This is a genomic window from Gordonia jacobaea (genome assembly GCF_965344965.1).
GTDB classification, from domain to species: Bacteria; Actinomycetota; Actinomycetes; order Mycobacteriales; family Mycobacteriaceae; genus Gordonia; species Gordonia jacobaea.
This window is the reverse complement of sequence record NZ_CBDRLS010000002.1, coordinates 889,904-909,821: the sequence shown is the minus strand read 5'-3', so window position 1 is coordinate 909,821 and position 19,918 is coordinate 889,904. Positions and strand designations below refer to the sequence as shown.

The 19,918-nt window shown below is 66.2% G+C and carries 16 protein-coding genes; 10 read left to right on the top strand and 6 right to left on the bottom strand.

All coding sequences use genetic code 11. The features are described 5' to 3' along the window. The first annotated feature begins 40 nt into the window (after nt 1–40). A complete protein-coding gene (pta, locus tag ACRVY7_RS10250; RefSeq protein WP_431816973.1) occupies nt 41–2,143 on the top strand; it encodes a phosphate acetyltransferase in 2,103 nt (700 codons plus the stop codon). Next, nucleotides 2,140–3,357, top strand: a complete 1,218-nt coding sequence (locus ACRVY7_RS10245; RefSeq protein WP_431816972.1) for an acetate kinase — start codon at nt 2,140–2,142, stop codon at nt 3,355–3,357. Before pta ends, ACRVY7_RS10245 begins: the two co-directional genes overlap by 4 nt. A 41-nt stretch (nt 3,358–3,398) precedes the next feature. On the opposite strand, the gene ACRVY7_RS10240 is transcribed toward ACRVY7_RS10245, so the two are convergent. The 3 genes from ACRVY7_RS10240 to ACRVY7_RS10230 are packed head-to-tail and all read right to left on the bottom strand — an operon-like array spanning nt 3,399 to nt 8,415. Beyond that, nucleotides 3,399–5,909: a serine/threonine-protein kinase gene (locus tag ACRVY7_RS10240; protein WP_431816971.1), complete on the bottom strand. Its 2,511-nt coding sequence runs from the start codon at nt 5,907–5,909 to the stop codon at nt 3,399–3,401. A gap of 11 nt (nt 5,910–5,920) precedes the next feature. Then, nucleotides 5,921–6,976 (bottom strand): glutamate ABC transporter substrate-binding protein, encoded by a 1,056-nt coding sequence (locus tag ACRVY7_RS10235; protein ID WP_431816970.1) that lies wholly within the window; start codon nt 6,974–6,976, stop codon nt 5,921–5,923. Further along, nucleotides 6,973–8,415: a GlnX family signal transduction membrane protein gene (locus ACRVY7_RS10230; RefSeq protein WP_064866150.1), complete on the bottom strand. Its 1,443-nt coding sequence runs from the start codon at nt 8,413–8,415 to the stop codon at nt 6,973–6,975. Before ACRVY7_RS10230 ends, ACRVY7_RS10235 begins: the two co-directional genes overlap by 4 nt. A gap of 248 nt (nt 8,416–8,663) precedes the next feature. Between ACRVY7_RS10230 and ACRVY7_RS10225 the strand changes: the two genes are divergently transcribed. Then, nucleotides 8,664–9,143: an NUDIX hydrolase gene (locus ACRVY7_RS10225; RefSeq protein WP_049700394.1), complete on the top strand. Its 480-nt coding sequence runs from the start codon at nt 8,664–8,666 to the stop codon at nt 9,141–9,143. 48 nt (nt 9,144–9,191) lie between these two features. Here the strand turns inward: ACRVY7_RS10225 and ACRVY7_RS10220 are convergent, their stop codons facing one another. Together ACRVY7_RS10220 and thiE are read right to left on the bottom strand one after the other, a co-directional pair. Continuing rightward, entirely contained in the window at nt 9,192–9,575 is a 384-nt protein-coding gene (locus tag ACRVY7_RS10220; protein ID WP_049700395.1) for a hypothetical protein, read from the bottom strand. Nucleotides 9,576–9,886: 311 nt separating this feature from the next. Continuing rightward, on the bottom strand, nt 9,887–10,579 hold the full coding sequence (thiE, locus tag ACRVY7_RS10215) for a thiamine phosphate synthase (RefSeq protein ID WP_431816969.1): 693 nt from the start codon (nt 10,577–10,579) through the stop codon (nt 9,887–9,889). A 181-nt stretch (nt 10,580–10,760) separates the two neighbouring features. Between thiE and ACRVY7_RS10210 the strand changes: the two genes are divergently transcribed. The 7 genes from ACRVY7_RS10210 to ACRVY7_RS10180 all read left to right on the top strand — a co-directional run bounded on the left by ACRVY7_RS10210 (nt 10,761) and on the right by ACRVY7_RS10180 (nt 18,569). Continuing rightward, a complete protein-coding gene (locus ACRVY7_RS10210; RefSeq protein ID WP_431816968.1) occupies nt 10,761–11,897 on the top strand; it encodes an FAD-dependent oxidoreductase in 1,137 nt (378 codons plus the stop codon). Then, a complete protein-coding gene (thiS, locus tag ACRVY7_RS10205) occupies nt 11,894–12,091 on the top strand; it encodes a sulfur carrier protein ThiS (protein WP_431816967.1) in 198 nt (65 codons plus the stop codon). The genes ACRVY7_RS10210 and thiS overlap by 4 nt, the downstream gene beginning before the upstream one ends. Before the next feature lies 1 nt (nt 12,092). Continuing rightward, nucleotides 12,093–12,899, top strand: a complete 807-nt coding sequence (locus ACRVY7_RS10200; protein WP_431816966.1) for a thiazole synthase — start codon at nt 12,093–12,095, stop codon at nt 12,897–12,899. Nucleotides 12,900–13,173: 274 nt separating this feature from the next. Then, entirely contained in the window at nt 13,174–14,091 is a 918-nt protein-coding gene (locus ACRVY7_RS10195; RefSeq protein WP_064866243.1) for an ABC transporter ATP-binding protein, read from the top strand. Next, nucleotides 14,091–14,879 carry an ABC-2 transporter permease gene (locus ACRVY7_RS10190; RefSeq protein WP_431816965.1) on the top strand — a complete coding sequence of 263 codons (789 nt, stop codon included), beginning with the start codon at nt 14,091–14,093 and terminating at the stop codon, nt 14,877–14,879. The genes ACRVY7_RS10195 and ACRVY7_RS10190 overlap by 1 nt, the downstream gene beginning before the upstream one ends. 98 nt (nt 14,880–14,977) lie before the next feature. Next, complete coding sequence (locus ACRVY7_RS10185) at nt 14,978–17,593, top strand: helix-turn-helix transcriptional regulator (protein WP_431816964.1); 2,616 nt, start codon at nt 14,978–14,980, stop codon at nt 17,591–17,593. A 10-nt stretch (nt 17,594–17,603) separates the two neighbouring features. Next, nucleotides 17,604–18,569, top strand: a complete 966-nt coding sequence (locus ACRVY7_RS10180; RefSeq protein WP_431816963.1) for a hypothetical protein — start codon at nt 17,604–17,606, stop codon at nt 18,567–18,569. Here the strand turns inward: ACRVY7_RS10180 and ACRVY7_RS10175 are convergent. Then, the gene (locus tag ACRVY7_RS10175; RefSeq protein ID WP_431816962.1) at nt 18,557–19,798 is read right to left on the bottom strand and encodes an EamA/RhaT family transporter; all 1,242 of its coding nucleotides are present in this window, start codon (nt 19,796–19,798) and stop codon (nt 18,557–18,559) included. The two genes, ACRVY7_RS10180 and ACRVY7_RS10175, sit on opposite strands and share 13 nt — an antisense overlap. Between the last annotated feature and the right edge of the window lie 120 nt (nt 19,799–19,918).

Here is a 19,918-nt window from a genome sequence, read left to right as displayed (position 1 = left end):
CCCGCGACGCGCAGTCGGAGCACCAACTACGCTGACCACTATGTCGCCCGACGCTGTGAGCGCAACGAAGATCTATATCGTGTCCGCGGAAGCGGAGACCGGAAAATCGGCGGTGGCGCTCGGTGTGCTGTCGCTGCTGACGGCAACCGGAGGCAGGGTCGGCGTGTTCCGGCCCATCTCGCGGGCCGCACACAATGAGCGTGACTACCTCCTCGAACTCCTGCTCGAACACACCTCGGCGGACATCAGCTACGACGACGCCATCGGCGTCACGTACGACCAGGTACACGCAGACCCGAGCGGCTCCATCGCCGACATCGTCGCGCGCTTCCACGCCGTCGAATCACAGTGCGACGCCGTCGTCATCGTCGGTTCGGACTACACCGACGTCGGTAACCCGTCGGAACTCACGTACAACGCGCGCATCGCGGCCAACCTCTCGGCCCCGATCATCTTGGCGCTCAAGGCACTCGACCGAACACCCACCGAGATACGCGACCTCGCCGAGCACCTGCGCACCGAGATCGCAGCGATGCATGCGACCACTGCGGCCATAGTCGCGAACCGCTGCGATCCCGAGCACATCGACGAGATCGGCGCCGCTCTGGCCAAACTCGATGTCCCGTGCTGGTGCCTGCCAGAACTGCCCGTGCTGTTCGCACCGACGATGGCCGAGCTCAAGAAGTCGTTGGGCGCCGAGATGTACAGCGGCGACCCGGAACTCCTCGACCGCGAGGCGCTACGGGTGATGGTCGGCGGCATGACCGCGGAGCACATCCTCGAGCGACTCACCGAGGGCATGGTGGTGATCACCCCAGCCGATCGCTCCGACGTGCTGCTCTCGTTGGTGAATGCAAATGCCGCACAAGGCTTTCCGCGACTCACCGGCATCATCCTCAACGGCGGTCTCAAACCGCATCCGATGATCGACGCCCTCGTCAGCGGACTGAAGTCCAAGCTTCCGGTCATCACCTGTGAACAGGGCACCTACGACACCGCACGCATCGCCGCCGACACCCGCGGACGTATCGCGATCGGGTCGGCACGCAAGATCGACGCGGCGCTCGGACTCATGGAGCAGTACGTGGAGCCCGAGGAGCTGATCAAGGTGCTCGACGTCAAGCCGTCGGAGGTCGTCACCCCGCAGATGTTCGAGTACGGGTTGATCACCCGTGCGCGGTCGGATCTCAAGCGCATCGTGCTTCCCGAGGGCAGCGACGACCGAATCCTACGTGCCGCAGGACAATTGCTGCGTCGCGGAGTCGTGGAGCTGATCATCCTCGGCGACCCGGAATCGGTGACCGCCCGTGCGAACGAGCTCGGGGTCGACCTCGACGGCGTCGAACTCATCGATCCGGCGAACTCCGAGCTGACAGACGAATTCGCGCGCATCTACGCAGAACTCCGCAAGCACAAGGGAATGGATTTCGAACACGCCCAGGAGCGGATGCGCGACGTCTCGTACTTCGGCACGATGCTCGTGCACACGGGACGCGCCGACGGAATGGTCTCCGGCGCAGCGCATACCACCGCGCACACGATCCGACCGGCGTTCGAGATCATCAAGACGGTCCCCGGGGTCTCGACGGTGTCGAGCGTGTTCTTCATGTGCCTACCCGACAAGGTGCTCACCTACGGCGACTGTGCCATTGTCCCCGATCCGACCGCCACAGAGCTCGCCGACATCGCGATCTCCTCGGCCGCAACGGCATCCGCGTTCGGTATCTCCCCGCGGGTCGCGATGCTCTCGTACTCGACGGGCCGCTCGGGAACCGGCGCCGACGTCGACAAGGTGCGCGTCGCAACCGATCTCGTCCAGGAACGGGCTCCGGAGCTCTCCGTCGAGGGTCCCATCCAGTACGACGCCGCGGTGGAACCGAGCGTCGCTGCGACAAAGATGCCCGACTCCGAGGTCGCCGGTCGCGCGACGGTACTGATCTTCCCCGACCTCAACACCGGTAACAACACCTACAAGGCCGTGCAGCGCAGTGCGGGTGCTGTCGCGATCGGCCCTGTGCTGCAGGGACTTCGACGCCCCATCAACGACCTCTCCCGCGGCGCGCTGGTCTCCGACATCGTCAACACCGTCGCCATCACCGCCATCCAGGCTCAGAACATCGACGCACAGGAGTCAGGCCGATGAGTACATCCACCGAGGGTGCCGTGCTGGTCCTCAACGCCGGGTCGTCGTCGTTGAAATATCAACTACTGCATCCGGATACGGCAGAGGTGATCGCCGAGGGGATAGCCGAGCGAATCGGTGAGGACGAGTCGTCGATCACCCACGAGCAGAACGGCGAGAAGTCGACGCGCACCGAGCCGCTCCACGACATCTCGGCTGCACTCGACGCCGCGTCGGAGATGTTCGCGCAGTCGGGAACCGACCTGGCGACAGCGGGATTGAGCGCCGTCGGACATCGCGTCGTGCACGGCGGGCGCAGCTTCTTTCATCCGACGCTAGTCACCGACGAGGTGGTATCGGAGATCTCGCGGATCTCAACCCTCGCACCCCTGCACAACAAGGCGAACCTCGCTGGTATCGAGGTGGCGCGCAAGAAGCTTCCCGACGTCCCGTCGGTCGCCGTGTTCGACACCGCGTTCTTCCACGATCTGCCCGACGAGGCCGCGACCTATGCCATCGACCGCGGTGTGGCACACCTGCATGCGGTGCGGCGCTACGGTTTTCACGGCACGAGTCATCAGTACGTCTCGGGTAAGGCCGCGGATTTCCTCGGCCGCGACTACGCGGATCTGAACCAGATCGTGCTGCATCTGGGCAACGGTGCGTCGGCGTCGGCGATCGCACACGGCGAACCGATCGACACCAGCATGGGCATGACGCCCCTTGAAGGTTTGGTGATGGGCACCCGAAGCGGCGACATCGACCCCGGCGTACTGCTGCACCTGAGCCGCGTCGCCAAGCTCTCCAACGATCAGCTCGACACCCTGCTCAACAAGAACTCCGGACTCAAGGGTTTGTGCGGCGACAACGACTTTCGCACCATCGCCTCGCGGATGGACAGCGGCGACGAGAACGCCAAGCGTGCGTACAAGGTCTACATCCACCGCCTGCGCCGCTACATCGGGGCGTACATGATCGAATTGGGCAAGGTCGACGCGATCACCTTCACCGCGGGTGTCGGCGAAAACGCCGACAACGTGCGCCGCGACGCGCTGGCTGGTCTGGAGACCTACGGGATCGTCATCGACGACGAGCGAAACTCCGTGCGCGGCAAGCAGGCTCGACGCATCTCGGCCGACTCGAGCGCCATCGACGTGCTCGTGGTGCCGACCAACGAAGAACTGGCCATCGCACGCCAGGCCGCAGCCGTGGCCCGCGGGGAGCAGCCCGAATAGGGCTGCTCGCTCAAACAGGGACAGCTCAGAACAGCGACAGCTCAGAACAGCGACCAGGGCCGCACGTAGTTCGCGAGGTCGACGAGTAGGAACCGGTGGTCGCGGTTGGTGCGCGTCTGCCGTGCGAGGTAGCGCAGCGACTTCTCGGTTCCGGTGCGCAGACCCTCTTCGGTGAACGGAAACCCCAAGAGCAGTGCGGGTTCTCCCGCCTCGTCGGGATGGCCGTGCACCCAGCCGAGCGCGGTGCCGAGGACGATCAGTTTCAGGCGCTGCTTGCGGGGCTCGCTGTCGGGCATGGCCTCCATCCGCTTGGCGGCCTCGACGAGCTGATCCTTGCGCAACTGCGACGGGTCTCGTCCGTGGACGAGGGCGATGACCGCCGTCGCGCGAGCGGTGTTGAAATGGCGGCTCGTCGCGGGTACCTCGTCGAGGGGCTCGATCGCGGCGTCGTAATCACCGCGGGCGACGGCAAGGCGTGCCATGCCGAACGCTGCCGTGACGATGCTGTGGTCGGTGAGCCACAAGTCGTGATAGTTCTGCGCCGCAACGTGATACATGTCGGTGATGCGGTCCATGGAGCCCTCGGACGGTTCGTTCTCGTCCGAGAGCCAGCGCCCGATGAGCTCGGCCGTACCCGCGACCGCGAGCTTCGGGGCGACCTCGCCCGGCATCGCCTGCAGCACTGCATCGAACCAGCCGTACGCCAGTTCCGGCTCGTCGTTCATCAGCGAGCAGATTCCCATGTACCACTGCACGCGCCACGAATCACCATGTTGCACAGACACATCACGCAGCAGTTCGAGCGCTGTGTCGACGTCGTCGAGTTCGAGGTGCGCCCGCGCCTCGGCGAGATCGATCTCCAGTGACGGATGCGCCGCAGACGTCGGTTGTCCGAGCAGCGAGCGGAATCCCTCCGCCCGCGCCGCGTGAATGGAATCGAGCGTCTGCCTCGGATCGCTCAGTGCTGCCGAATTGAGTAGTCCTGCAGCGGGATCGGTGGGATCGACGAGGGGGACCGGCAGTGCGCGTGCCATGTCGACGGGATCGTAGAAGGCTGCGAGGTCGGGATCGAAGAAGCCATCGACGGGGGCGAGCATCAACTCGGTGCCGAATGTCGAGCGCTGCGGCGTGAACACCGTCGACAGCGACGGCCGTGGCACACCCGTGTGCACGGCGACGGTCTCACGCAGCACGTTGAGCAACTGCGTCGTCATCTCCTCCGCAGAGGAGAAGCGGTCGTCGGGATCGGGCGCCGTCGCACGTTGCAGGAGCTTGTAGAACGACGGGTTGTCGCGGAACACGGGGGTGTCGTCGGGATCGGGGAGACCGTCGACGTACCGGCCGTCCTTCATCGGCATCTCGACGGTCAGCGCCGCCAGGGTGCGTCCGATGCTGTAGATGTCCGTGACGACCTGTGGTCCGGTCTGCACGATCTCCGGGGCCTGGAAACCCGGTGTCCCGTAGAGATGTCCGTAGCCGTTGACCGGCGAGACGGCGCCGAGGTCGATGAGCTTTACCTCGTCGCTGCCGACCATGATGTTGTCGGGTTTGACGTCGTTGTAGACCAATCCGACCGAATGCAGATACCCGACGGCGGGAAGCACCTCGAGCATGTACGCGATGGCCTGCTCGACGGTCAGCAGATGGTCGGAGCCGTCCGCGTCGCCCTCGTCGCCCTCGCCGGTGATCTGCTTGAGCGTCCGGCCGCCGATGTACTCCATCACGATGTAGCCGAACCGCTCGCCGAAGTCGGTGACGTGCTCGACGAAGTTGTAGATCTTGACGATGCCGGGGTGGTTCACCGAAGCGAGGAACTGTCGCTCGGCCAGTGCGACCTGCTGCGCCTCGGAGTCAGACGAGTTGAGCAAGCCCTTGAGGACGACGGGTCGGTCGGAGACGTTGCGGTCGATCGCGAGGTAGATCCAGCCGAGTCCACCGTGGGCGATGGCCCCGGCGATCTCGTACTGGCCCGCGACGAGCGTGCCCTTCGCGAGTCCCGGAACGAACGAGTAGCGCGCACCGCAGTGGGGACACTCTCCGGTCAGTTCCCCTGCACCGGCTCCGGACGAGCGGCCGACGGGACGTCCGCAGCGCCAGCAATTGCGCTTGCCCTCGGCGATGACCGGAGAATCGAGCACAGCATCCTGCGGCTCGGTATCGGTGACCTTGGGCAGTTCGACCAGTCCCGACCCGAGTCGACGGTCGTGTACGCGTGGCCGTCGCCGCGGCACGAGTCTGCGCGTCTGCCCGACCGAGACCAGCGCTTCGTTGGGATCAAGGGCGCGCGCGGAGGTGACCGGGCCGGTCGACTCGTCGCGCATCCCCATGCTCGGTGTCGCCTGCGTCGCTGCGAAATCGGCCCGCTGGGTCCCGACGTCGAGTGCTGCCAGGTCGGCACGCTGGGTCCCGACGTCGAGGTCGGGGAGGTCGGCGCGCTGGGTTCCGACGTCGAGATCGGCAGCCCGGTCAGCGCTGCCGTTGGTGGCGTCGGTCGTGGCGTCACGCTCGACCTCCGCGGCCGGCGTTGCGCTGTGCTTGTCACTTCGTGGCATGTCGCGTCGCCTCAATCGCGGTACGTGGGTTGGGGCGGTCCGTACCCGGGGCCGAGGATGGACAGCCACTTGTCGTACATCGCCTGCCATCTGCCGGACGCGCGCATCTCGGCGATCGTGCCGTTGACGAATCGCACCATGTCGTCGTGTCCAACGGGTATGCCGACTCCGTAGCTCTCCTGACCGAGGCTCGGGCCGACGACCTGCGCCCACGGATCCTGAGTCGCCAGGCCGGCCAGAACCGCGTCGTCGGTGGTCACGGCGTCGACCTGCGACTGCTGCAGCATGACGAGGCAATCGGCCCAGGTAGTGGTGGTCACCATCTTCGCACGGGGTTCTATCTGCTGCATGCGGCCGATCGACGTGGTCCCGCGCGCGGCACACACCCTCTTGTCCGCAAGCTGCTCCGGCCCGGTGATCCCCGACCCGCGTAGCGACAGAATGCGTTGCGATGCAATGTAATACGGGGTCGAGAAGCTGATATCACGCAGGCGGTCGCACGTGATGCTCATGGTCTTGATGACGAGGTCGACCTCTTGATTACGCAGGGCGTCCATGCGTTCGCCCGAACTCAACACCCGGAACTCGATGCGGTTGGGGTCGTTGAAGATCGCGCGGGAGATCTCATGTGCGAGGTCGACGTCGAATCCCTGGATGTCGCCGGTGATCGGATCGCGGAAACTGAACAGATTGGAGCCGATGTCGGTGCCGACGATCAGCCTGCCGCGTCGGAAAATGGCGTCCATGGTGCTTCCCGGCGGCATCTGGGCGGGCTCGGGTTGTTGCGCCGCCGGGCGCAGGCTCTGCGTGGCGTCACACGACGACGAGTTGGGTGGCGCTTCCTTGGCGACGTCGAACTGTGCCCCGAGTGGTTCGGGTACCTGCGCCGTGGCACTCGGCCCGGGCGACTCGGGTGCGGGAAAACTGACGCACCCGGCGAGCACCACGGTGGCGAGCGCGATCGTGACGAACGCGATCGCGGTCCTCACCGAGGTTCTGTGTTGAGCGGGGGCGTTCAGTTGAGTCGGGATATTCAGAGTCGGGATATTCAGAGTCGGGATATTCATCGGTACTCCCGGATACGCGGGATCATCCCGAGGATCAGCGCGACGGTCGCGAAGATCGACAGCGCGAGGATGCCGTTACCGGTGAAGCCGAGTACTCGCTGTGCGGTGTTGATGTCGTCGCGAAACGACGACCGCGTGGTCGTGATCGCGTTCACCAGGGCAGAGTCGACGGCGTTGTAGCTGGTCTCCGAGCTCTGCGGCGACGAACCGACCGTCATGATCCTTGCCTGGGTGAAGTCTCCGGAGGTCATCGAGTCACGCACCTGCGCGTCGGTCTTCTTCCATTGGTCGAGCGCGGCGCGCAGTGACGTGATCTGGTCGCCGCTCAACGATCCCGACGACCCGTCGGAATCGTCGAGGCTGTCCAACACCATCCCGATCCGGGTGGTCGCCTGCTCGAACGTGTCCTGTAGCCCGGCCTGATCGCCGCGTCGAAGCAACGACAGCGTCTCCGCCGAGCGTGCCTGCTGGGTGAGGATGCGGGCCTCGGTCAGTTCACGCAACGGCGTCGCGCCGTCGTCCTTGGCCGAACTGGTTGCCGCCACCGACAGCAATCCCGACGTGAGCAACCAGATCAGTCCGCCGATGATCGCGACCATTGCCGCCACGATCCCGACGTTGAAGCGGCGTCGGGTCCGTCGTGCCAGATAGCGCGACGTTCCGATCAGGAGGAGCGCCAAGATCAGCAGCGCGGCGTAGACACCCCACGGCGGAGTCGTCAGTGCGCTCTGGGGATCGGCTATGGCGAGCGCGCGCCGCTCGTACACCCGCTGGGCCGCGGGCAGAATCCGGTCCTGCATCAGCGCCGACGCCTGACCGAGGTACGCCGATCCGACAGGATTGCCCAGCCGGTTGTTGGTACGCGCGGTCTCGACCAGCCCGCTGTAGACCGGGATGGTCGTCGTGAGTACCTCGAGGTCGGAGTTGAGTGCCCTGGTCTGCGCGGTCGCATCCGCGCCGGGACCGCTATCGCTGCCCGCGGTCACCAGCAGAGACGACGACGCCGTTGCCAGGGCATCGGAGTATCGCTGACGTAGTTGTGGGTTCTCCGGCCCGCCGGAGATGAACGCAGAGTTGGCCGCGGCGTCGGCGATCGAGAGCGAGCTGTAGAGAACCTGCGCTGCTTCCGACAGCGGCTCGGAGCGGTCGATCATCGTCTGCAACTGATGTGTTCGGTTGTTCAGCGTCGTCGACGCGTACCAGCCGGTTCCGAGTGCGGTGACCGCGACGACGAAGCACAGGAGGATCAGCTTCCCCGGCGTCGTCTTGGAATAGTGCCGCAACGACGAGAACGGTGATTGCGCCGCCGCACGTGCCGACGCGACCAATTCACGACGATCACTGAGTACCTCACGAAGCGGAGGCGACGTCGTTGCCGGGCGTACGGTCCGCCCTGCGCGGGTCAGCACAGCCCGCACGGGGGATGCATCGCCGGTCACCGTCTCACTCCCCTCTGCATCGGTCTGTAGCGGGTGTTACCTGCTCTCTCTGGGTATGTCGCACGCCACGTCGAGTCCGTTTCCACCCTAGTCCGAGACGCCGGGGCTGCGGGGGTATGACGGGTGCGAGTCGGAGGTGACGGCGAGGGAGTGTCACCGTGATCGGAGTTCACCTAAGTTGGAGGTACGGGGCTTTCGGAGAGTATTTCCAGATCATTTCCAGGGCGTGGGGACGAGCAGGAGGCGCGGTGCGCGGCGACGGTGACGGTTGGGTTCTCGACGACGGTGCGAGGTACTGGGGGCTGCACGGCGCGGCAGGGCTGCTGCTGCGGGCACCGCTTCCCGACGGTGAGGTCGGGATACTTCTCCAACACCGCGCGGCGTGGTCGCATCAGGGTGGCACCTGGGGTCTGCCCGGCGGTGCACGCGACTCGCACGAGACCGCAGTAGACACCGCGATCCGCGAAGCGGGCGAGGAAGCGGGCATCGCACCCGGCGACGTGTCGGTCGTGGCAGCGTTGGTCACGCACCGCACCATCGGCGGATGGACCTACACGACGGTTATCGCCGACGCGCAGCGTCCGGTCATCACGACCGCCAACGGAGAATCGGCCGAACTGCGTTGGGTTCCCGAGGCGCATGTGGCGACGCTGCCGCTGCATCCCGCCTTCGGCAGCGCGTGGCCACAACTTCGTGAGCGCCTCGCGTCGCTGGACTCGACGACCTGAGCCAGACGCCCTGAGTCAGACGACCTGAGCCAAGGGCCCGAGTACAGCTCAGGCGTGCAGGTCGCTGCCTTCGAGCAGTCGGTTGGCCCCCGCGATGAGTGCGTTGATGTTCGCGTCGGCGGTGGTATCGCCGTCGCCGGTCGCCCAGCACTGCCGACGATCGTGTTCGCACAGCAGGAACGAGACGTTTCGGTCGTCGAGCCGACGCTGGTGCAGTCGGACGATCTGCACCGAGACTCCCAGGTCGTGAAGAATTGAGGTCATCGCGCCAACCGGCCCGGCCGCCGTCGCGGTCATCGACATGATCCGGTCGTCGTAGGCGATGGTTGCTCGGCATTCGACCATGTCGCCGGGTGCCGGGGCGACGCTCCACGAGCCGAGGCGGATCGCACCGTTGGTTGTGTACTCGTCGACGAACTGCTGCCAAGTCATTCCAGCTGCCTCCTGACGGATTCCGTTGGGGAGTGCGTGGCCGGTCCGCTGCCAGAGAGGATCTGCGCCATTGCTGTCACAGCATCGCTGGGAAAAGTGAAGGTTGTGCATCGTTGAAGGTCTTTTCGGTCAAAGAGTCGATGACCGACGAGCGCACGACGACCCCGCAGCGGGGGGTCGGTCGAATCTAGACCCCGCTGCGGCGGGGTACGAGGAGGCTCGGTGCGCACAACATGGTGACGTTCACCTTATCGCTGCCCACCCCACATGACGCAAGCGGGTTTTGCCTGGGCTCAGCGCCCGGGGGTGAGTCAGGCGAGCCCGGCGCGCAATCGCGACGCCGCTTCGGACGGTTCGGACGCCGCGGTGATCGCACGCACGACGACGATCCGCCGCGCACCCGCCTCGGTGACCTGCGGGAGTCGTTCGGCGTCGACGCCGCCGATCGCAAACCACGGCTTGCGGCGGCGCGGGTTCTCGGCGGATTCACTTGCCGCGACCGCGCGCACCAGGTCGAGACCGGGCGCCGGACGCCCCGGTTTGGTCGGCGTCGGCCAGCACGGACCCACACAGAAATAGTCGACGTCGTCATCTGCTTCGGCGGCCGCGGCCTGATCGACATCGTGAGTCGACTTGCCGACGAGCACATCCTTGCCGACGATCCGACGCGCCGCGGCAGTTGGAAGATCGTCCTGGCCGACATGCAGGACGTCTGCCCCTGCGAGCGTCGCGATGTCGGCGCGGTCGTTGACGGACAGCAGTGCATTGCGTGACTGGGTGATCTCGCGCAGCACCGCAAGGATCTCCAACTCCTCGCGAGCCTCGAGCGCTCCGAAGCGCTTCTCGCCCGCAGATCCCTTGTCGCGCAACTGAACAATGTCAACGCCGCCTGCGAGCGCGGCGTCGACGAACTCGGCAAGGTCGCCGTGCTCGCGCCGGGCGTCGGTGCACAGATAGAGGGTCGCGGACTCCAGTCGCTTGGTGCGTGCGTGGTGGGCGGTCACGATCGCCAGCGTAGCCGTGCGCCCTGCGGCGCGGTTGGGTCGCCGCCTGATAAACGGGTCGCAGTAAGGTGGACTCGAAAGACACGGGAGTCCGCGGATCGGCGGGCTGAGAGTGTGGGACGCCCCCGCTGACCGTCGTACCTGATCCGGGTCATGCCGGCGAAGGAAGGATCTCGAGAAGTTGACGGCTGTAATCGACACCCCCGACCTCGCTGTCGTCGGCGGCGGAGTCATCGGACTGACCAGTGCACTTGCCGCGGCAGACGCGGGCATGCGCGTGGTGGTTCACGACGCCGGACCACAGCAACGCGCCTCGCACGTCGCAGGCGGCATGCTCGGTTCGCTCGGCGAGGGATTGCCGGGTGAGGAAGCGCTGCTCGCCGCGACGTCGGCGTCGGTTGCGCAGTGGCCGACGCTGCTGGCACGTCTCGGCGACGGGTCCGTTCAGGGCTCCGGCGCGGAAGGCTCCGGCGCAGAAGACACCGGCGAGACGATCGCGACGGCTGCCGACTCGCTGTTCGTCGCGACGACCGCCACCGATCTCGAACACCTCACGCGCCTGGCCGACAAGGTGTGGGCGCCCGCGCTCGGTGCCGGGCGTGAGATCCGAGCGATCGGCCCCGCCGACATCCGCGAGTTGGAGGGCGCGCTGACCTCGAGACTGCGCGGCGGATTTCTCGCGACGGGCGAGGGTGCAGTCGACAACCGCTTGCTGCTCGCCCGGCTGCGCGGTGCGCTGCGGGATGCCGGCGCGCACCTGCGGAACGACACGATCACCGATCTCGATGCTGTGGCGGGTCGACAGGTACTTCTCGCCGCAGGGGCCGGTGTGCCGGAGCTCTGGTCGAGTGCGCGCATTCATCGTGCCAAGGGCGAGATCCTGCGGCTGTCTCGCACACGCTGGTCGGTGCCGCCGCCGAGTCACGTCGTGCGTGCCAGGGTCGACGGCCGGATGGTGTATCTGGTTCCGCGCGCGGACGGAATCGTCGTCGGCGCAACACAATACGAATCCGACGAGCCGGGTGCAGAGGTTGCGGGCGTTCGCGACCTGCTCGACGACGCGCTCACGGTAATGCCCGGACTCGCGAGCTACACACTCGCCGAGGTCGGTGTGGGGTACCGGCCGTGTTCGGCAGACGGACTACCGCTGATCCGTCGTATCGACGAGCGGGTGGTCGTTGCGGTGGGACATGGCCGCAACGGGATCGTCCTCGCGCCGTACACCGCACAGCGGGTACTGGAAATACTGCAGCACAACGATGTTCAGCAAGAAGTCGGTCGCGAAGACGACGTGTACGGATACGAGGAGGCACGGTGAGCTTCACTGTGAACGGAGAGCGTCAGGAGTGGGACGCACAGCCGACCGTCGACGCGCTTGTCCGACGTCTCGGATTGCCCGACGGCGGCGTCGCGGTCGCCGTCGACGGGGCCGTCGTGCCGCGTGGACGATGGGACACGGTTGTTCCGTCCGACGCCGTCGTCGAGGTCGTCACGGCTGTGCAGGGTGGTTGAGATGAGTTCAGCAGAAACCGAAACGCCGACACAGGATCTGGGCGGACTGCGAATTGCCGACCGCCACTTCGGTTCCCGACTCATCATGGGCACCGGCGGGGCGGCGAACCTCGCGGTGCTCGAGCGCGCGCTGGTCGCCTCGGGCACCGAACTGACCACCGTCGCGATGCGTCGGATCGATGCGGGATCGACGACCGGAGTGCTGGATCTACTGCGGCGCTTGAAGATCGACGTGTTACCCAATACCGCAGGCAGCCACACCGCCGCGGAGGCGGTGTTGACTGCACAACTCGCTCGCGAGGCCGTCGAAACGTCGTGGGTGAAACTCGAAGTGGTCGCCGACGACCGCACGCTCCTGCCCGACCCCATCGAACTCGTCGACGCCGCACGACGACTCGTCGACGACGGCTTCACGGTGCTCGTCTACACCAACGACGACCCGGTTCTCGCGGCACGACTCGCCGACCTCGGCGTCGCAGCGGTGATGCCGCTCGGGTCGCCGATCGGAACCGGTCTCGGGATCTCCAATCCGCACAATATCGAGATGATCGTCGAATCGGCGCAGGTGCCGATCATCCTCGACGCCGGCATCGGTACCGCGAGCGACGCCGCGCGTGCAATGGAACTCGGTTGCGACGGGGTTCTGCTCGCGTCGGCCGTGACCCGCGCTGACGACCCGGAACGCATGGCGAATGCGATGCGCCACGCGGTGATCGCAGGCCGCCTCGCCGCCGGGGCGGGCCGCATCCCGACGCGCTTCTGGGCGCAGGCGTCGTCGCCAGGGCGGGTGGTCCTTTCCGCTGATTGAGCCGGCCGCGAGCGTAGCGAGCAGCCGAGTCGAAATCACCAGCGGTGGTCTCGACAAGCTCGACCGGCGGATAGCGCTCGACCGGCGGATAGCGCTCGACCGGCGGATAGCGCTCGACCGGCGGATAGCGCTCGACCAGCGGATAGCGCTCGGCCAGCGGTGGTCTCGACAAGCTCGACCAGCGGATAGCGCTCGACCAGCGGGTAAGGCTCGACCAGCGAGCAGCCGAGTCGAAATCACCAGCGCGCAGAACTCGATTGCTATGGTCGAATCAATGCTTGCCGCGGCCGATCTGACCAAGACCTTCGGGGGCGTGACCGCCGTCGACCACCTGAGTTTCACCGTCGCGCCGGGGCGCGTGACCGGATTCCTCGGGCCCAACGGGGCGGGGAAATCCACGACGATGCGCATGATCCTCGGCCTCGACCGGCCGACGTCGGGAACAGCAACTGTCGGGGGTCGGCTCTATCGCGAACTCGACCATCCACTGCGTCAGGTGGGCGCGCTGCTCGACGCCAAGTGGGTGCACCCAAACCGGAGCGCGCGCAATCATCTGCGGTGGATGGCCGCGACCAACGACATCCCGGTCGGCAGAGTCGACGAAGTGCTCGAGATGGTCGGCCTGACGTCCGTCGCAGACCAACGGGCAGGCGGATTTTCGCTCGGTATGTCGCAGCGACTCGGGCTCGCGGGCGCACTGCTCGGCGATCCGCACACACTCGTCTTCGACGAACCGGTCAACGGACTCGACCCGGAAGGCATCGTCTGGGTCCGCAACTTCATGCGGGCGCTGGCAGCAGAGGGCAGGACGGTGTTCGTGTCGAGCCATCTGCTCACCGAGATGTCGTTGACGGCCGACCACGTGGTCGTCATCGGGCGGGGCAGGCTGATCGCCGACTGCTCGATCTCCGAGTTCACCGCGCGGGCGCGCCCGGTGGCCCGGGTACGTACCCCGCAACCGGCGGAACTCCACCGGGCGCTCGAGGCCGCTGGACTGGCGGTGACCCCGGTCGCCGGACAGGACGGCCGGGTGTATCTCACCGTCCCAGACGCCACCACCGACCAGGTCGGCGATGTCGCGGCGGCCGCGGGAATCGGGTTACACGAGTTGGTGTCCGACACCCCGTCGCTCGAAGAGGTCTTCATGGCAGCCACAGCCGAGTCGATCGACTACCGGGGAGGGCAGCACTGATGGGCGTGGTCCGGTCCGAACGGATCAAGCTGACCAGTACCCGTGCGCCGTGGTGGTGCATTGCGGCGGTCGTCGTACTCGGTCTCGGTATCGCGGGACTGATCGCGCTCGTGACTCGCGGTGCAGGGGCGATCGCCGACCAACCCGATGGTGTCGGGACCGACGGATCCGTCGACCAGAGCAGCGCGGCGTCGGTCTATCTGATCGGGGTGAATTTCTTCGGAGTCGTCATCTTGATGATCATGGCGGTACTCGGAGTGACCACCGAGTTCCGCTTCGGCACCATCCGTACGTCGTTCCTGGCGACCCCTCGTCGCCAGAATGTGTTGTGCGCGAAGGCATTGGTGTACATCGCGTTGACGTTTATCGTCGTCGTGCCGTTGTCGTTGTGCAGTGTTCTGCTCGTGAAGGCGGTGAACGGTTCGGCTGGTCTCGACCTCGGCAGCGAACACGTGATCAGGCAGATCTGGGGTACCGCGGTCTGGGCGGCACTGTGCGTCGTCGTCGGGATCGGTGTCGGTGCCATCGTGCGACAGACCGCTGGTGCGGTCTCGGTGGTTCTGGTGTGGATGCTGGTCCTCGAGAACGTTGCCGCTGCGCTGCCGGTCGTCGGACGTCGAATCGGGCCATTTCTCCCGTTCCGCAACGGCTCTCGATTCCTCGACGGCGACTTTCCCGGCGATGGCTACCACTGGAATTCGTGGGTCTCGCTGGTCTACTTCGGGATCTTCGCCGCGATCGTCTTCGCTGTCGGTGTGCTCCTGGTGAATCGACGCGACGCCGGGTAGCCGGACCCGGAGCCAGACGCGTTGAGTAGTCCGTTCAGGGGACAGCCCTTTCTCGTGGGAGTCGGAGAGCTGCGGGTCGAGGATTAGACTCGAAACCCATGCAGGGCACGTGGCCACTGATCGAGCGGGAGCAGGAATTCCGCACGATCCAGTCTGCGCTGAATCCGGGCGGTTCGGTGTGCGGGGTGGTGCTGACAGGCGATTCGGGCGTCGGTAAGACGACGTTGGCGCGGCTGGTCACATCGGGTACCGAGACGGGTGTCCGCTGGGTCGCGGGTACCGAGTCGGCTCGATCCATACCGCTCGGGGTATTCGCGCATCTCGTCGGTCCCGCGGTGTCGAGCGACCCGGTGACCTATCTGTCAGCGGCGCGTGAAAGCCTTCTGGCACAGGGCGATACGATCATCGGCGTCGACGACGCGCATCTCCTCGACGAGTTGTCGGCGACGTTGCTCCATCAACTCGCAATTGATCGAGCCGTGCAGATCGTCGCAACCGTGCGCAGCGGTGAGGCCGTGCCCGACGCCGTCACCTCGCTCTGGAAAGACAACCACCTCATCCGAATCACGTTGTCGCCGTTCACCAAAGAGCAGAGCGTCGATCTCATCGAGTCCGTCCTCGGCGGACAACTCGAGGAGCATTCCGCAGACCGTATGTGGGAAGCCTCCGGCGGCAACGCCCTGTTTCTGCGACATCTCGTCGAGGGCGCACGGGCAGCGCGCACCCTGCGGCAGGTCAACGGTGTGTGGCAGCTCCGCGGACGCGCTGCGATCACCTCCGAGCTCGCCTCGCTTCTCGCCGGCCGCGTCGAACAACTGCAGCCCGATGTCCTTGCCGCTCTGAAGTACCTGAGCCTGTGCGAACCTCTCGACATCGATGTGCTGTCGGATCTCACCAGCGAGGAGGCCGTCGAACAAGCCGAGATCGACGGCCTCGTCCGCATTGCCCGAGATGGCCGCAGCCTCAACGTCTCCTTTCACCATCCCCTGTTCGGAGAGGTCATCCGGCACGGTCTCGGGCTCGCGTCGTCGCGTCGACTCCGCGGTGCGCTCGTCAGGGCACTCGACTCGCGTCCGAAAGACACTCCCGCGGCGCGAATTCGACTCGCCGACCTGGCACTTGAAAGCGACGTCGGCGCCATCGACCCGTCGCTGCTCGGTTCGGCGGCCCGCGACGCACTCAACCTTGCGCAGGTTCCGATGGGTGAGCGGTTCGCGCGCGCGGCAATTGCCGACGGGGGTGGGCCGGATGAGGCGGAGCTGCTGGCCCGCGCGTTGATGTGGCAGGCCCGGCCGGATCAGGCGGAGCAGCTACTCGCGCAGTACCGGCTCGCCGATCTCGACGAGGTCAGAGCCACTCGCATCGGCGTCCTGCGCGTCGGAAACATGTTCTGGGCCATGGGCGATTCGAAACGCGCCGACGAGTTGCTCGATGAAGTGCGCGCGTGCGTCACCGAACCCTTGCTCACGCCGATCGTCGACGCGATCGGGTCGGCGTGTGCACTTTTCGAGAACGATCTCGCACACGCGGTCGAGCTTTCCGACGATGTGCTCGCGGCGTCGTCTCCGCTGCCCTGGGCAGTCGAGTGGGCGGCGTTCGGCGGCATGCTCGCCCGCGCGCTACAGGGGCATGGCGACGACGTCGCACCCCTTGCTGCCCAGGCACGTGACGCCGAGGCGAAAACCGATGGGATGCTGCGCTTTCCGGCAGGCATCGGCGAGGTACTGTCACTGACGCTCACCGGCCATCTCGACGAGGCGCAGGTCGCGGCACAGCGGTACGCCACCTTCGCCGACACCGCGCAGTACCTCGGTTGGGCGATGGCCGGAGAACTCGTTGCCGCTGTCGACCTCGCGCGCGGTAGGTGCACCGCCGTCACACGACGCATCGAACAGACCCTCGCGACGCTCGACACCGACGAATACTCGGCAACCTGGAACTTCCCGGCCTACCTGTTCCTCATCGAGTCACTGTCGGCAATGGGATTGGCCGACGACGCCGACGTCGCGCTCGCCCGAGCACGCGAGCACTACGGCAGGCAGGTCGCGGTGTTCGGGCCGATGCTCGGTGTCGCTGCCGCCTGGCAGGCCGCGTCCACGGGGATGATCACCACCGCGATCGCCCTCGCGAATGACGCGGCGCAGCAGGCGCGTGAGGCAGGGCAGCTCGCCGTCGAAGCCGAATCACTGCACACCGCTGCACGTTTCGGCGATACAACGGTGGCGGACAGGCTCGCCGAACTCAGCGGCGTCGTCGACGGGCCGCTCGTTGGCCTCTATGCACGCCACGCGCGGGCCAGCGCCGACGGCGACGGCGTCGAACTCGATCTGTGTGCCGCCGATTTCGAGAAGCTGGGCTACCTGCTCTCGGCGGCCGACTCGGCCGCGCAGGCAAGTGTGCTGCACGACAACGCTTCACACCGTTCGGCGACGGTCGCGTCGGCGGCGATGGCCGACCGCATCTCGGCGTCGTGCGGCGGTCTGCGGACACCCGCTTTGGTGCGTGCGGCACAACCGTTGCCGCTCACCACGCGCGAACGGGAGATCGCCAACCTGGTGGCCGCAGGACTCTCGAACAAGCAGATCGCCGAGCGCCTCGTGGTCTCCGTTCGCACCGTCGAGGGGCACATCTACCGTGCCTGCGTGAAGCTCGACGTGACCGACCGCGCCGACATCGCGGCGATCCTCACGCAACAACGGGCCGTCAGTCCTTAACCTGTTGGACGTGGGCAACACACGGCCCGGCGCCGAGAGCGACCGCACGCGGTGGGGAAGTGGACTGCGACAACTGACGACCGCCGAATGGCAGGTCATCCGTGGTCGCGACCCCGACCTCGACGCCGTCGAGATAACGGAGTTCTCCGGTCCACTTCTCGCCGGTGGACTCGTCATCGCGATCGTCGGAGTCCTGCCGCTCGTCGGGACACGTTTGTCAGAGAACGCCGACAGCTTGTTCGGACCGCTGATCGGCTCCTTCGCGCTGGCGGCCGTGTGCACTACGACGGTTGCGTGGCTGCTGAGCGCGCTGATCTCCGGACTCGTCGTGCTGGTCGTCTACGACGTCAGTCCGAAGGTGGCGAGCGCAGCGACCGAGGGTGCGCTGCGCGGCTCATTCGGCCGGATCGAGGGCGCCGCCAGCTCGGTGACGCTGGTCGCGTTGATTTCGGGATTGATCTCGTTGGCAATCGGATTGCCGAATATGGCGTCGAGCGACGACGAATCCTCGGTGATAGAGGAACTGCTCTCCGCGCAGGTCGCGTGCCTGCTCCTGGTGCTGATGTTGGGCTTTGCCGCCGAGTCGATCAGGACATCTGCGGAGATCCTGGGCTCGCAGGTCAAAGTCATCGGGTGGCTCGGGTCGTTGGTGATCGTGCTGATCTCGTTCTATCTCGCATCGAGCGCCGGTCCGTTCGCGCCGGTCAAGCTCACGCGCAACATCCTCGAGGCGTGGCTGCCCGCCGACATCGACGGCGTGCCACGAGCGCAGGTGATCTCTGACGTCATGCCCAACAACAGCTACCTGTGGTCGATGCTGATCATCGCGCCGTTCGTGACGGTCACGTGGTTTGTCACCGCGTGGCGACTCGGTGCCATACGCAACCTCCGCGCCGCCGTCCGGGCCGCTGCGGGTCAAGGAGAAGGTCAAGGAGAAGACGGACTAGAGGTCGAGGGCACCGATCAGCACGAGTAGCGGCGCGAGGGCTGCCGGTCGTCGAGGTCGGCGTCGGTGAAGTCGATGTCCGACCTCGACGACGAGCCGTCAACACCGTGGTCCTCGGCGCGGCTGTGGTCCTCACCAACGCTGCGACTCTCACTACCGCTGCGACTCCCATTACTGCTGCGGCCCTCGTCGTCATCGTCATCGTCGTCGAAGTCGGCGGGCGCGAATCCGAAGGAGTCGATCTCGTCGGAAGCGGTCATATCGGAGCGCAGTTCCCCGCTCTCGAATTGCCCGCTCTCGAATTCGCTGTCGTCGTAGTCGTCGAACTCATCGTCTTCACGTCCGCGACGCCACCCGCCCTTCATCGGGGGTGCCTCACCGAAGTGGTCGGGATCTCCGGAGCCGTACCAGGCGACCAGTACGGCGCCGACGACGGCTCCGAGGAAGCCGACCAGAGCGAGCCATCCGAGGCCCGGCTTGGCTTGATCGCCGAGGAACATGACGCCGATGAGGCTCGGACCTGCCGTTTCGCCGACAACGAGCACTGCGGTGACGCCGTTGACAGCGCCGAGCTGCAGCGCGACGGTCTGCACGAAGAATCCGACGGCACCCGCGATCGCGATGGTCCATGCTGCGGGATCGAGGAGCAGTCGCACGGGGTCGAACGGGTGGATGCCGTCGAGGATGCGCACCGCGATGGCGATGACACCGAACAGCAGGCCTGCGGCAGCACCACCCGCGATCGCTCCGTGTCGGCCGAGTCGGTACACCGACAGCAACGCCAGCCCGCTCAAGACGATGGTGGCGAAGAACAGCAGCCAGTGGAACGAGTGGTCGCCGGAATCACCCGTCTGATGCGACGACGACATGCCGAGAAGGCACAGCGAGAACACCACGAGCCAGATGGCGATCCAGTCGCGTGTATGCAGCGCGATGTTGAGCATGATGGTGCCGAGCAGTGCGGTGATCACCAGGTTGGCCGAGACGATGGTCTGCGACAAGAACAGCGGCAGGTAGCGCGCCGCGACGGCGCCGCCGGCGAAACCGACGGTCACCAGCACCGTTCCCAGGATGAACGCCGGGTCGACGAAGGTCGACGCCGTCGAGCGAAGCGTCGGACCCCCGGCGGCGTTGGTGGTCTCGATGCCCTCATCACGGTCGATCTGCGCGGCACGACGAGCCCCGAGGGCGCGCAGCACCGTCGACATCCCGTAAGCCACCGCGGCGAGGCTCGCCGCGATGACGCCTATGAGGAACATGCGACCCGCCTCTCTGCTATTCGTCGTCTATTCGTGTTATCCACCTGGTCCACCGGAGTCGGCCCCGGTGGACGGGAGCCGAGGAATCGTCCGGCCCTAGTGGTCGTGCAATGAAGACTC

Coding starts and splice junctions, on each gene's coding strand:
- ACRVY7_RS10235 (WP_431816970.1), bottom strand. CDS start 6,976: ATGAATATCCCGACTCTGAATATCCCGACTCTGAATATCCCGACTCAA.
- ACRVY7_RS10195 (WP_064866243.1), top strand. CDS start 13,174: ATGCTTGCCGCGGCCGATCTGACCAAGACCTTCGGGGGCGTGACCGCC.
- ACRVY7_RS10185 (WP_431816964.1), top strand. CDS start 14,978: ATGCAGGGCACGTGGCCACTGATCGAGCGGGAGCAGGAATTCCGCACG.
- pta (WP_431816973.1), top strand. CDS start 41: ATGTCGCCCGACGCTGTGAGCGCAACGAAGATCTATATCGTGTCCGCG.
- ACRVY7_RS10190 (WP_431816965.1), top strand. CDS start 14,091: ATGGGCGTGGTCCGGTCCGAACGGATCAAGCTGACCAGTACCCGTGCG.
- ACRVY7_RS10240 (WP_431816971.1), bottom strand. CDS start 5,909: ATGCCACGAAGTGACAAGCACAGCGCAACGCCGGCCGCGGAGGTCGAG.
- ACRVY7_RS10200 (WP_431816966.1), top strand. CDS start 12,093: ATGAGTTCAGCAGAAACCGAAACGCCGACACAGGATCTGGGCGGACTG.
- ACRVY7_RS10220 (WP_049700395.1), bottom strand. CDS start 9,575: ATGACTTGGCAGCAGTTCGTCGACGAGTACACAACCAACGGTGCGATC.
- ACRVY7_RS10245 (WP_431816972.1), top strand. CDS start 2,140: ATGAGTACATCCACCGAGGGTGCCGTGCTGGTCCTCAACGCCGGGTCG.
- ACRVY7_RS10175 (WP_431816962.1), bottom strand. CDS start 19,798: ATGTTCCTCATAGGCGTCATCGCGGCGAGCCTCGCCGCGGTGGCTTAC.